At 56.1% G+C, this 13,143-nt stretch carries 13 protein-coding genes; 5 read left to right on the top strand and 8 right to left on the bottom strand.

Annotation, left to right across the window (positions count from 1 at the left end):
- The 4 genes from FS320_RS47180 to gmd form a co-directional block, all read left to right on the top strand.
- A partial coding sequence (locus FS320_RS47180) for a hypothetical protein (RefSeq protein ID WP_210252209.1) occupies positions 1-364 on the top strand: 364 nt, incomplete at its 5' end.
- A gap of 148 nt (positions 365-512) precedes the next feature.
- Positions 513-1,454 carry an ABC transporter permease gene (locus FS320_RS17270; RefSeq protein ID WP_152713069.1) on the top strand — a complete coding sequence of 314 codons (942 nt, stop codon included), beginning with the start codon at positions 513-515 and terminating at the stop codon, positions 1,452-1,454.
- Positions 1,455-1,463: 9 nt separating this feature from the next.
- Entirely contained in the window at positions 1,464-2,213 is a 750-nt protein-coding gene (locus FS320_RS17265) for an ABC transporter ATP-binding protein (protein ID WP_152713068.1), read from the top strand.
- 700 nt (positions 2,214-2,913) lie between these two features.
- Entirely contained in the window at positions 2,914-4,002 is a 1,089-nt protein-coding gene (gene gmd, locus FS320_RS17260; protein ID WP_152713067.1) for a GDP-mannose 4,6-dehydratase, read from the top strand.
- A gap of 294 nt (positions 4,003-4,296) precedes the next feature.
- Here the strand turns inward: gmd and FS320_RS17255 are convergent, their stop codons facing one another.
- The 5 genes from FS320_RS17255 to FS320_RS17235 all read right to left on the bottom strand — a co-directional run bounded on the left by FS320_RS17255 (position 4,297) and on the right by FS320_RS17235 (position 9,750).
- Positions 4,297-5,490: a glycosyltransferase family 4 protein gene (locus FS320_RS17255; protein ID WP_152713066.1), complete on the bottom strand. Its 1,194-nt coding sequence runs from the start codon at positions 5,488-5,490 to the stop codon at positions 4,297-4,299.
- 301 nt (positions 5,491-5,791) lie between these two features.
- A complete protein-coding gene (locus tag FS320_RS17250) occupies positions 5,792-7,225 on the bottom strand; it encodes a M10 family metallopeptidase (RefSeq protein WP_152713065.1) in 1,434 nt (477 codons plus the stop codon).
- Positions 7,179-7,307, bottom strand: coding sequence for a hypothetical protein (locus FS320_RS50755; protein WP_420846741.1), 129 nt, complete (start codon positions 7,305-7,307; stop codon positions 7,179-7,181). Before FS320_RS50755 ends, FS320_RS17250 begins: the two co-directional genes overlap by 47 nt.
- Before the next feature lie 369 nt (positions 7,308-7,676).
- A complete protein-coding gene (locus FS320_RS17240) occupies positions 7,677-8,264 on the bottom strand; it encodes an NUDIX hydrolase (protein ID WP_152713063.1) in 588 nt (195 codons plus the stop codon).
- A gap of 49 nt (positions 8,265-8,313) precedes the next feature.
- Positions 8,314-9,750, bottom strand: a complete 1,437-nt coding sequence (locus FS320_RS17235; RefSeq protein ID WP_152713062.1) for a phosphomannomutase — start codon at positions 9,748-9,750, stop codon at positions 8,314-8,316.
- 246 nt (positions 9,751-9,996) lie between these two features.
- Here FS320_RS17235 and FS320_RS17230 point away from each other — a divergent pair, with 246 nt between their 5' ends.
- Positions 9,997-11,358: a nucleotide sugar dehydrogenase gene (locus tag FS320_RS17230; protein WP_152713061.1), complete on the top strand. Its 1,362-nt coding sequence runs from the start codon at positions 9,997-9,999 to the stop codon at positions 11,356-11,358.
- A 78-nt stretch (positions 11,359-11,436) separates the two neighbouring features.
- Here FS320_RS17230 and FS320_RS17225 read toward each other — a convergent pair whose 3' ends face one another.
- Genes FS320_RS17225 through FS320_RS17220 form a run of 3 tightly spaced genes read right to left on the bottom strand, consistent with a single transcriptional unit; the run spans position 11,437 to position 13,143 of the window.
- Positions 11,437-11,736 carry a sugar phosphate nucleotidyltransferase gene (locus FS320_RS17225; RefSeq protein WP_420846739.1) on the bottom strand — a complete coding sequence of 100 codons (300 nt, stop codon included), beginning with the start codon at positions 11,734-11,736 and terminating at the stop codon, positions 11,437-11,439.
- A complete protein-coding gene (locus tag FS320_RS50750) occupies positions 11,676-11,894 on the bottom strand; it encodes a sugar phosphate nucleotidyltransferase (protein WP_420846740.1) in 219 nt (72 codons plus the stop codon). The genes FS320_RS17225 and FS320_RS50750 overlap by 61 nt, the downstream gene beginning before the upstream one ends.
- Entirely contained in the window at positions 11,875-13,143 is a 1,269-nt protein-coding gene (locus FS320_RS17220; protein ID WP_152713060.1) for a glycosyltransferase, read from the bottom strand. Before FS320_RS17220 ends, FS320_RS50750 begins: the two co-directional genes overlap by 20 nt.

The following is a 13,143-nucleotide window of genomic DNA, read 5'->3' as shown; positions in this document are numbered from 1 at the left end:
TCATGGCGGGTGTGGCACAGTGCAATCGGTGGCAGGGGTTGGTCTCAGCAACCAAATCCTACGCTGCTTCAAGCGCTTAAGCTACATCCGCCAGCCCTCTCCAGCCCTCTCGTGCATAAGAACGGCTAGTTTGAGCTCCGACGCAGCGCTGCCGCTGACGCTGCGCCACTTGAGCATCGCTCTGCAAATTGTTGCCAGTCGGCATTATGCCGAGCTGCGGGTAGCTGCCCATGAAGCCGTTGAGCAGATCAAGGCGGCGCGGACCGAACGAGCCACGCGTGGGCGCTATGATCGGGCAGCGGCTGTCGCCTTGGCCGATGATCCAAGCCGGAGAACTCCTAATGATTCTGGGCGTCCACTGTAGGGGACTACCCATCTCAACCATTGTCTGCTCCAGCGGCTAGCAACCAAGCCGCTCGTCCGCTCAAACGGGGCGCACACCACGTGGGGCAAAGCGCTTACTGGACACTGGCCTGTTTATTGCCTATTCCCCCCTGTCAAAAGTTCAACCAATGGCCCTCGGCTCACACGCAGCTCAACTACCCGCTTGGGCGCATCGGTTCGCAGCAATGTTACAATTTGGGTTCATTCACATGTCCAATAATTCTGCGAAGGTCCTCTCAAACGGTGAGTCGACCCTTGCGATGGAAACTCGATCACAAGCTACAACTTTTGGCAGAGCAATAGAGGACCTCCGAACCGGAGTGCTACTCTGGCGCGTATGGTCTCTCCTTTCAATCCAGGATATCAGGGCGCGTTATAGGCGCTCTAAGTTCGGCCAACTTTGGATGACAATCAGCATGGGCGTCACCATTGTTGCTCTCGGAATAGTATATTCAGTGCTGTTCCGGCAAGATCCAGCTACGTATCTTCCTTACTTGGCAGTCGGTCACGTAATATGGGCATTTCTTGCGGCATTGATTATAGATAGCAGCACCGCCTTTACAGGCTCATCGGGATATTTGCAGAATAGCTCTCTTCCAAAGTCCATCTACATTCTGCGAGTTATTGGACGGAACCTCATTATCCTTGGGCACAATGCAATCTTAATTCCATTTGTCCTACTCTATGCAGGGCTCCCGATTAGCTGGCATCTGATCCTTTTAATTCCCAACATGCTTTTATTTATAGCATTCGCCTTCTTCGCTGGACTGGGAATAGCAATCCTTTGTACTCGCTTCCGGGATTTGCCTCAGATCATTATGAATCTAATGCAGGTTGCTTTCTTTCTCTCGCCGGTTATCTGGAAACCAGAACAACTTGGCGGTCGTGTGTCAGCAATCGTAACATGGAACCCCTTTAGTTACTTACTTGATCTTCTGCGCTCTCCTCTTTTCAACACAGCGCCAGCACCAGAAACATACGCAGTTGTTACGTTGCTTGTGGTAGCAAGCGCAGCCATTACACTGCCCCTCTTCTCTCGCTTTCGTGCACGAATTGTATTCTGGTTATAGGGGAAAGAGATGTCGACTTTTATCAAGCTGCGCAACGTCAGTATTGACTATCCTATCTATGACGCTGGCAGCCGCTCGCTGAAGAACGCTGTATTGCGAAGCGTTGGGGGCAGCATTTCTTCCGATTATGGGCGGATTAACATTGCAGCTCTGTCTAATGTCTCACTAACCTTGAAGGAGGGCGAGCGCCTCGGTGTACTTGGCCACAACGGCGCTGGAAAATCCACACTCCTAAGGGTTCTCGCTGGCGTTTATGAGCCAACGATCGGCCATGCCCAGATCTCTGGCCGGGTTTCATCCCTTACTGATCTTACGATGGGAATGGATCCAGACGCGACAGGTTACGAAAACATCTATCTTCGCGGCATCTTTCTTGGGATGAGCCGGGCCGAGATACAATCCAAAATTCCGGAAATCGAGAATTTTACAGAACTCGGCGAGTACCTTTCTCTCCCAATGAGAACCTACTCCAGCGGTATGTTTGTGCGCCTAGCTTTTGCTATCGCGACCGCTAACTTGCCTGACATTCTGATAATGGACGAGATGATTGGTGCAGGTGACGCAAACTTCGCGAAAAAGATGAGTGCTCGCAGCCAGGAGTTCGTAGCATCCTCTAAAATTGTTGTTCTCGCATCCCATGATCCAGCTACCATTCGAAGCGTATGCACGCGCGCGATACGGCTCTCAAGCGGCAATATTGTGCAGGACGGTCCCGTTGAGGAGGTCTTGGAGGCATATCTTAGTTCGGTTCTCGCATAGCACGCACTTCACCTTCCTGCGACATTGAGCCTCGACCTGCAATCCATGAAAGCCACAGGGTTCATGGGTACGCTGGCGTTCATCCTTAAGCGGATGCTGACAGAACGCTTGTAACGGAGATCTGCCGGAGGACTTGCGAAAGACACAACGGGTACAGATTCGTGCTCACAGCGCAGCCCGACTGATTGCAGGAGCGGCCGGATAACACCCTCGTACTCGCGATCCATGTGAGTGCGAAAGCCTGCCGGCACTTGCATGGTCCAGGCACTCAATAAGCTTGGATTGCCCTTAATTTACCCAGGGTGCATGATCCCGGTGTGGTTGCCTATCAAGGGTTGCCTCAGCTCTCTCGCTCAAAAGCCACCATTTCCGCGACAACGGCTTCTCGGGAGGGGTGGACCATGGCTTTTCTGGGCCATACAGGGGGTATCGCTGAGCCACACTTTCTGATATCTGCGAGTCAAGTTCTCGTGGGATATGGCTGCCGCACCTTCCAGCACATTGGAGCCATCATTTCCCCCAATCTTCGTGCGCTACTTGAGTATTGCCGTGTAGATCAGCTCAGGGCTCCTGCTTAGAGGCAGTTCATCGACTGGTTCTCATTCCACTCTGGACGTAAATAGCATCTTCTGCTAGCTGCTGGCGTTCAGATCCACGCTGTAGCCTTATATGGCTCCTTCCGGAAGATTTAGTTAAGACCATGACGAAACGAGCACTCATCACAGGAATCACAGGCCAGGACGGAGCATATTTGGCTGAATTCCTCCTTGAGAAAGGTTATGAAGTTCATGGCCTTCGAAGGAGATCATCCCTTTTCAATACAAACCGCATTGACCACCTTTATCATGACCCTCATGAGTCCGGCCGGCCATTCTTTCTTCATTACGGAGATTTGACGGATTCAACGAGCCTTATCAGGGTCATGCAGGAGGTACAGCCGGACGAGATTTACAATCTTGCAGCAATGAGCCATGTGGCCGTTTCATTCGAGCAACCAGAATACACGGCGAACGCGGATGGCATTGGAACGTTACGTCTCCTCGAAGCGATCCGGATCCTCAACCTGATCGATAAGACGCGTTTCTATCAAGCCTCTACATCAGAGCTGTACGGGCTCGTCCAAGAAGTTCCGCAGCGGGAGACGACCCCTTTCTACCCACGCTCCCCCTACGCGGTCGCAAAGCTCTACGGCTACTGGATTACTGTGAATTACCGTGAAGCGTACAACATGTATGCCTGTAACGGGATCTTGTTCAATCATGAGTCTCCAATCCGAGGCGAGACTTTCGTCACACGGAAGATCACGCGTGCGTTGGCGCGTATCAAGCTGGATCTCCAAGAGAGGCTTTACCTTGGGAATTTGGATTCACTTCGTGACTGGGGCCATGCGCGTGACTACGTCGAAATGCAATGGTTAATGCTTCAGCAATCATCGCCCGAGGACTTTGTCATCGCGACAGGCGAACAGCATAGTGTCAGAGAATTCGTTGAAGTCGCCGCGAAGGAGCTCGATATTGCTATCGACTGGAGGGGCACCGGCGTCGACGAAAAAGGCTATGATGTCCGGTCCGGGAAATGCATCGTCGAGGTTGATAAGCGCTACTTCCGAGCTGCTGAGGTCGACACGCTGCTCGGCGACCCAACTAAGGCAAAGCAGAAGCTGGGTTGGACGCCTCGCACAAGCTTCAACGAGCTCGTTCAGGAGATGATTCGTGCCGATCTTCAGGATGCCGAGCGTGATCAGATCATCAAGACGAGTGGGCACAAGCATTACAACTACCACGAGTAATCCAATCGGCTCGGTGACCATGATGCGTAGCAATTTGGGATGCTCCGCATCATGGTTTTCTGCCTCGTGATCAACCCCCATTTGCCTTCGTCTGACAACCAGTCCAGAATTCTGGACTGCCCGTTATCGCTACCGGTAGATAGCGAGCAGAACCTTGCCTTACACAATGCCGGACGCGCCTGAGACGTTGACGAGCTTGCTACCGCTTCAATCGGACGAAATTCGACCCACATGACGAGATTGTAAGAATATTTGCCGTTAGCAAATCTCCAAAGGTCCTGCGCCGGTACTTCATCAATCATGATTTGGCTGAAGCCAATTCATAAACTCTGAAGCAGAAAACAGTTTCTCCGCACGATCTCTTGCAACGCGGCCACGTTGCTGACGGGCCGCCTTATCGTGGAAGGCTGCTCGGATGCATTCGGCTGCAGCATGAATATCGGGGTCTGCCCACCGATGAGGGCGTCGGTCATCCACAGTTCCAGATGAGGGCACCAGCTCATACGGCACTGGATAACCGACTAAGTGGTCAACAAACTCAGCTGTCGCAGACCAGTTGGTTGAGACAACCGGCACACCGGCTAGCATCGCTTCCGCCACAGTAAGCCCAAACCCTTCTGCGCGATGCAGTGACAGGTAGAGATCCAATCCAGCATAGAACAATCGGGTATCAGATCGGGCTCGCACACCTGTAGAGATGACGATGTCAAATCCGCTTTGCCGCGCATGATCGACTAGCGTCTGCACTGGTTGAGCATTGGGAGACTGGCCGTGAAGGTGAATAACGAGGCGAGCATCCCCCGCTTTTAGTCCGGAATGGATGAATGCTTGAACAGCCGCAAGCGCATTCTTGCGGTCCGCAGCGGCAACGACATCTCCGACAATTCCAACAGTAAAGGGACGATCTCCCGGTTGGGCGATTTCGATCGGAGAAACCGCAACGGGGTGGGGAAGCAAACCAACAGACTGCCCGATGGATTTTGCGATACCTGCTGCTGCAAACCGGCTTGGGGCTACAATCTTGTGAAACAGCTCAGCATGGGCCCGCCAGTTCGAGGGAGCCTCCTCGAATTCCCACACCCAGCAACCGATCCGATGTTTGCCCGCCAAAAGGCGCTCCGGGATCAGGCGAAGTGCCATAGCCGAGACCGGTGGATTCAAGAACACCAGAATAGTACCGGATCCCTCTTGGGGACGAGCGAGTTCACGAACAGGAACCGACAGCTCGTGCTGCAGTGCAGATGTTAAATCGATACTTGAAACGCGTTCGCCGGCGGCAAGCAGCGCATCTACGGCAAGGCGCGCCGCCTCTCCAAGGCCGGTCGATGCGGATAGTGCGCCGACTATAATCCAAGGAGCGTTTCGGCAATTGGCTGCAGGATCAAGACGAGGTGCCAGTCTAAGGCTGATTTCGTTGAAGGCTTTTCTACGGAGGCTATGAGGAAGAAGCTGCCAACCTCGATGTAAGAGACCATACATGTAAGTCATAGCTCTCACTTAAACCACGGAGTAAGAATTCGGCGTGCCGACATAATAAATTGAGCCGTGAAGACGGCTTCACTGATGCGGGAGCAGCCGAACGCAACAACGGATACTGTGACGACAACAGCCCGATCAGCCGCAACACAGTCGCTTAACATTTAGCGAATGAAGCGACAAGCGGCGGTCAAACGCACGACACCGCTCAATCCATCACCTCTTATGCCAGTTTGAGCAAATGACTTTGACCACTCCTACGGAACCATTGTTATAATCGCAGGCCTGAGTGCTTCGAGCCTACCCATCGCTCTCAAACTACAAACCAATGGGAGGGAGCCACATAGGCACCCGCTTCGCCAAAGCCGATGATGTCAGCCCGGCCATCGCCGTTCACGTCCGCCAGCTCTCGCAGGTAGCGGTCATTGCTCGTCCAGCCCCCGGCACTCACGCCAAAGGCGGCCAGCCCCAGGCTCGGCGCCGCAAACGTGCCTGCCGCAGCCGACATCAGGTGATTAGACAACTGGCTCGTCGCATAGGTAGTATTGGCAAAGGCAAAATATTCCATCTCGGACACGGTATCCACGCCATCTCGGGCGACAAGTCGATCAGACAGAATGATAGCCCCGCTGTTCCCTTGTGAAACAACATAGTCTTCGAAGTTCCCTTGAAGAACGACGGTATCAATCCCCGTTCCCCCGTAGAACGTGTCGTTCCCACTGGCTCCGAACAGCCGATCGTTCCCCGCACCTCCCCATAGCGTGTTATTCGCAACATTGCCGGAGATGATGTCACTTCCGCTACCACCCAGAGCATTCTCAATCAGCGAGCGTATGTCATTGTTATACAGGAGAGCATTGGCAATGGTGCCCACCGCGGTCCTTGATCCATCCCAATGCAGTTTTGCAAGTTGGGCTGGGGATGTTTTTGTCCATTCTCCAGGTTGAAGATTGATCGTAAGGTCCGTTGTGTAATTTGACAGATCATAGGTGTCAGCGCCACCACCATCCCAAATAGTTTGGAAGATCTTGTTGCCGCCGGGGGCGCCTTGGCCGACCCCATTGATATACATCTCGCCGCTATTTGGGCTCCAAGAGTAGACAGTCTTGCCGCTATTGGTGGCGAAATTGGCCCCATACAAGTGTTGGATGGCGGCGACGTCATACATCATCAGCGACTGAGCATAGCCCCAAGTCTCATTGCCGTAGCCACTGGTTGTGGAAGCACCCAGATAGGAGCGATAGCTCATCACGGTATACTCAAGCGAGTCCCGCTCCTGCGGCATCCCGCTCTCGTGTGGGTGTTCCAGGCCGAGCGCATGGCCGATCTCATGAATGAACGTCAAATCGGCGTAGTTGCCGCGCGCAGGACTGGTATAATCCGTCTGGTTGAACCATGCGTCGCCGCTCTCCGCGCTCACACTCGGAAAGTACGCCCAGGCGGTACCCGGTGTGCTCGACATAGCAAAGCGGAGATCCGCATGCTGTGTGGCGGTCTCGGCGATCTCTGTGAAATTAAGATTGGCAACCGCAGCATACATCCGCAGAGCCGAGCGCACCGTCGCCTGTTGAGTTGGATTTAGAGCACCAAAGTTAGTGCTGCTTTCGCCGGCACCATAGGGGGTGCCGTAATACGATCCATAGTCCGGGAAGCTAAAGGTAAAGCTGTTGACGACCCATTTTATGTCGCCGAGAAGCCCGTCAGTATACGCATTTCCTGTGAGGCTGTAGGTAACGACAGCTGGCATGGCCCCAATCCACTTTGATTATTTTTTGCAAGCGACTGTACGCGATCGAGCAATGACTTGGACATCTTAGCTCGATTTTCACAGGCGAAACAACCAATCGTTTGTCTTAACTTATCCTTGTGCGAGGCTGATCACTGAATCATCCTGGCACCTTCAATCTATAATGTAACGCAGTACTTATTAGTGAGTTAAGATCAGGCTTTCACAAAGTGGGGCGATTTGGTCCATGCCGCTCAGATCTCGACTGGCAGAATTTACCCGAAACATTGCTCTCTGATGTACTTCAGCCGCGATTCAATCTGGCTCGGCAATGAGATGATAACGTATCTATGTGCGAAACATCACGTCTATTGGCTATTAAGCAGCAGTTGAATTTTGGACGAAAACCGATATTGCCGTGGTCCCCCGGAGAATAGCCTCCTCATTGTCGCAGACCCGAAACCGGCATCAGCTAGGTAATTTCGACGCTATTGGCTGTATCAGGCAAACAACCGACCTGAAGGAGGTTGGCTGCATTCAGCCCGATTAACAACATTCCTACATGCTGGGCATGTATCAACTCGCCGTTGAGTGCCATCCGCTGTGCTTCACGCACAGGCATGCTCACGACAGAAATATTCTCGCTCGGTTCAGGAGTTGGGGGCTTTGTGAAGACAGCTGGCTGTGCAAGGACTACATGCACCCGGTTTGTATGGGTTCCTGGATTGGGCGATAGGCTCGCGAGCAGACGGTAGGAACTTGCCGTATAGCCAGTTTCCTCGCTCAACTCGCGAGCGGCCGTCGTGACAGGATCCGCATCGGTTGCATCCATGACGCCGCCAGGCAACTCCAGCGTCACTCCACCGTAACCATGCCGGTACTGCCGAACGAGCAGAACGTGGTTGTCAGCATCTACTGCGATGACATGCACCCAGTCCGGATACTCAAGGACGTAGAACGGGGCAATCTCCACGCCGGACGATGTTATGCAGTCATCTGCCCGAAGCGACACCCAACGGTCCCGAAAAACGATGCGGGATCGATTGACTTTCCATTCCATCGCTTGCCCCTCTGTAGACCGTGAGCCAAGGATCGCGTGGGGAGCAGCATCACCGTGTGTGTTGTGCCGCTATCTGGAGTCCCCAGCTCAGGAGGCTCTCTGCCCGCTCTGGTGTCGCCGCTTCGACATAAACACGCAACTCCGGCGCATTGCCCGACGGGCGAAAATGCACGACTTCACCGTTCTTCGCAGTAATCCGAAGTCCATCCCGGTGATCGTGCTCGGCCACACCGCCTAGGGGAGCGAGGATTTTAGCCATAAAGATCTCATCCAGCTCAAGCCTGGACACGAAGGCTACACTTTTCTCAGTCGCAACCTCCTTCAGCCGATTGCTGGCCGCCGCCTTAAAGGCAAACTCCCGCCCAATCTCCTGGAGTGGTTTTCTATTGGCGACAATCTCATGGAGAGCGCACAGGATGGGCAGCATGGCATCCCGGGTGGGCAGCGCCGCCAGCTGTCGATCGCCGCGCAGGATGTCGCTGCCGAGCAGAACACCACCATTCGCCTCAAAACCCACGATGGCGCGGGCGCCTGAACGGCCAGCCTCTGCCATCCCTTCAATCACATACGGCGATCCAACCCTGGTGCGCACGACACGACCAAATGCACCCGACGCCTCCAGAGCCGAGTTAGAGGTGACCGGCGTCACAATCACATCAGCGCCGAGAGCCCGCGCCGTGATCGCCCCAACCAGATCGCCGCGCAGGAACGCTCCCGTTCCATCTGAAATCAACGGGCGATCCGCGTCACCATCAGTCGAGACGATTGCATCCAGCCGCTGCTCTCCAGCCCATTGCTGCGCCAGGATTTCATCTTCTTCGCGCAAGGCTTCAGTGTCGACCGGGATAAAGCTTGTCGCCCGCCCGAGCGGCACGGCCCGTGCCCCGAGAGCTTCGATCATCTCGACGATCACATCCCGCGCCACTGAGGAGTGCTGATAAACCCCGACGGTAAGCCCCGCCATCGCACCTGCGCCGAAAAACTCCTGGTAGCGCGCTTTGTACGCGGCCAGAAGGTCTATCTCTGGCGTTCCTGCCTGCAGATTCCGCGCCTGGTCCGGGACAGCCTGAATATCCAGCTTCCCATGCCAGGCCAGGATCTGGGTCTCGTCCTGTTTGTCGATTTCACCCTTGGCGCAGTAGAATTTCAGGCCGTTGCGGTCCTCCGGAATATGGCTGCCGGTGACCATCACCGCCGGCAGACCGAAGCGCATCCCATGATAGGCCAAGGCCGGTGTGGGCAGTGCGCCGCAATCGAGGGGAGCAAGCCCAGATTCCTTGAGAGCCGCGCAACACAGCTGTGCGATGCTGGGGCTGCTGTCGCGCAGATCCCGCCCCACGAGCACGACACCGTTCGCCGCTACGGCTGAGCCGTCCTCCTTGAGCATCTCTGCAAACGCCCGGGTGTAGGCGAACGCCGGAACGCCATTCAGCTCCGTCACAAGGCCACGCAGCCCGCTCGTACCGAATTTCAGGGATGATGCCATTTTCGGGATCTCGTCTAGGTTCGTTGCGCCTGCTGGCGGGTCAAATGGCTCTAACGGTGGCGACTGAAGTTGACAAGCCGGTACCGGCTGAACGGGAGGATGCGCCGCGGTCTGACCCTGCCGCCGCGCCGCGCCAGTGCATCGACAGCACACTGATCCTTGGAGCATACTCGGGAACCCGCGCCTCCCCTTGACGGACTTCGGCCAACCTTGCAGACACAAGCGGTGGACAACCCGGGGAGCTTGATGCCTGCCACCGACACAACCCATGCCGGACCGGCGGCCGATATCCCGGCCTTGCTGGCCCGCTTTCAGGCTCGCCAAGTGACCATCGGCATCATCGGCCTCGGCTATGTCGGCCTGCCTCTGGCGCTCACGGCCGCCAGGGCGGGGTTTTCCGTGCTTGGCTTCGACATTAATTTCTCCTACGTCGAGCGGCTCAACGGTGGCGAGAGTACCATCAAGCACATTCCCGCCGCCGCTGTTGCCGAGGCCGTCTCATCCCGCCGCCTGGAGGCCACCACGGATTTCAGCCGCCTCGGTGAGCCTGACGCCCTCCTGATCTGCGTACCGACTCCGCTCACCAAGCACCGTGAGCCCGACCTGTCTTATGTGGAGACGACGGCGCGTGCAATCGCCGCCCGGCTGCGCCAGGGGCAGTTGATCGTTCTGGAATCCACCACCTATCCCGGCACCACGGATGAGGTGCTCAAACCGCTGTTCGAGGCCACAGGTCTCGCCAGCGGCAGGGACTTCTTCCTCGCCTTTTCGCCCGAGCGCGAGGACCCCGGCAACCCGGATTTCGGCACCTCCACCATTCCGAAGGTGATCGGCGGTGACGGGCCTGAGGCTCTCACCCTCGCCGACGCCCTCTACAGCCAACTCGTGGACACCACCGTTCCGGTGTCCTCCACCGCCACGGCCGAGGCCGTAAAGCTCACTGAGAACATCTTCCGCGCGGTCAATATCGCCCTCGTGAATGAACTGAAGGTCGTCTATGCCGCTATGGGCATCGACGTCTGGGAGGTGATCGAGGCCGCCAAGACCAAGCCCTTTGGCTTCATGCCGTTCTATCCCGGCCCGGGCCTCGGCGGGCACTGCATTCCGATCGATCCGTTCTATCTCACTTGGAAGGCCCGCGAATACGATATCACCACCCGGTTCATCGAGCTTGCCGGCCAGATCAACACGTACATGCCCTACTACGTGGTCGATCGCCTGGCGGAAGCGGTCGACCGCAACGGCATTCCCTTCAGCGGATCAAAAATCCTGATCTTGGGCGTCGCTTACAAGAAGAACGTTGATGACATGCGGGAAAGCCCGTCTCTCAAACTCATCGAGCTGATCGAGGCTCGCGGGGCGCAGGCCGACTTCCATGATCCGCACGTTCCGGAACTGCCGCCAACCCGCAAGCACGGCCCGTTGGCCGGGCGCCGCTCCGTCGCCCTCACCGCTGACACGGTACACGGTTATGATGCCGTTCTGATCGCTACTGATCACGATGCAGTCGACTACCGCCTCGTGGTGGAGCACGCGAAACTCGTGGTTGACACTCGAAATGTCTGTGCCAAGGCGGGTATTGTCGATGGCCGGGTTATCAAAGCATAACAAACCTTCTGGCTAGGATCGCGCCATCCTGACGACAGGCAGAGCCGCAGTTCCGCCGGGCTCAGCTTCAATCTGCCTTTACCCCAGTTTTACAGCCGTCTCGGCGAGGCTCAGGAGGTATTGTCCATACCTGCTCTTGGAGCGACGCCGGCCAAGGGCACCCAACTGCGCGTGGTCAATCCACGCAGCGTTGTAAGCGATCTCTTCCAGGCAGGCAATCTTGGCGCCCTCGCGCTTCTCCGGTGCACGTACGAACTCCGAGGCCTCAATCAGGCGGTCCGGCGTGTCGGTGTCCAGCCAGGCATAGCCGCGCCCCATCAACTCGACCTGCAACTGCCCCATCTCCAGACTGGTCCGGTTGACATCAGTAATTTCCAACTCGCCGCGGGCCGAGGGTTTGAGCTGCGCCTCATAGAAGTATAGCTCTGGGACGACCCAATTGGATTCGGCCGCCGAGGCTTTTCTTCGATCGAGATCGCCCTGCCCTCGTTATCAAACTCGACGGCGCCGTAGCGCTCATCCTGTGAGTGCTTCATCATACAAAGCACAATAGCACGCAAAATGGGTCTCATCAGCTTGGATCCGCGATTGCGCCAGATCGGTCAGATGCTTCTGGTTAGGCCGATCCATGCCAAGGACGGTGTCGGCGATCAAGTTTGCCAGGGCGCCCGGACTTCTTGCCGGGAAAACAAGGTCGACATCTTGATCAATCTTTTCCGCCATCCCGCCAATGTTGGAGACGATCAGAGGCCGCGCTGCCAGTCGGACCTCCTGGATCACAACCGGGGAATTCTCCCACCAGATCGATGGGACGATGATCCAGTCGCAAGCCGCCATCAAATCGATAACATCGTCGCCACGATAGCCCCCCATGAGAGAAACAACATCCCGAACTTCGGCATGGAGGGCCTCGGTGCGCCGATGGAATTCTGTATCACGGTATTGCGTATTTTCGCCGTAAATCCTGATCGTCAGCTGGGTGCGGACATCGTCGGGCAGGAGCGATGCCGCCTCCAAGAGCAGGTCGAACCCTTTGAAGGGGTTAATCTGAGCAAAATACCCAAACACCACCTTGGCTCGCCCTGCAGCGGTCTTCGCCCGCCGTGCCATTCGCGCTTTTGACCGTTCTATCACAGATGCACCAAGGAGGTTCTCCACGACGGTAATTCGATCCCGCGGGATGCCCCACGCCACGTACCGCTCCATCAGGAAGTTGCTGGGTGCGGTAAAGCAGTCAACATGGTTGAACAGCGACTTCAAGATCGTGTTGCGGATGAAGAATTTTCCCGCGCTGAGTGCAGGAAAGCATAGCCCGCATTCGCCAGGGGACGCCGCATGGCAGAGCCGGCCGTCCGTCTTCACCATCTGACCGTACTGGGCACAGATTGCCGCGAACTCATGAAAGGTAAAGACGACTCGGACGCCGGCCTGCTTGAACAGCTCGAAAACCTCGATCCCCCAGAACAGGAAGTGGTGAATGTGAACGAGATCCGGTTTCACGGACTGGACCAATCCGTCGACGAGCCGCTTGAGCGCATCGTAACCAAGGCTCTGGAAGGTAAAGCCATCAACCGGAGGCGTCGCGACCAGGATTTCATCCGGGCGGCCCCGGAAACTCCCAAACGGGGCATCATGGCCAATAGCCTGGTGGTTGGTGGAGGCCACAAAGACGGCCTTTGTGACTTGAGGGCTTTGCTTGAGCCGCTGGAACAGTGAGTAGGCTGCCCTCTCGCCTCCCCCGGAACTGAGGTCTGGGTGGCCATGAGCCAGAACAAGGATCCGCAT

The organism is Microvirga tunisiensis, assembly GCF_009296175.1.
In the GTDB taxonomy this organism is placed as follows: domain Bacteria; phylum Pseudomonadota; class Alphaproteobacteria; order Rhizobiales; family Beijerinckiaceae; genus Microvirga; species Microvirga tunisiensis.
Note: the sequence above shows the minus strand (reverse complement) of the source record. Positions and strands in the feature narration are given on the sequence as shown.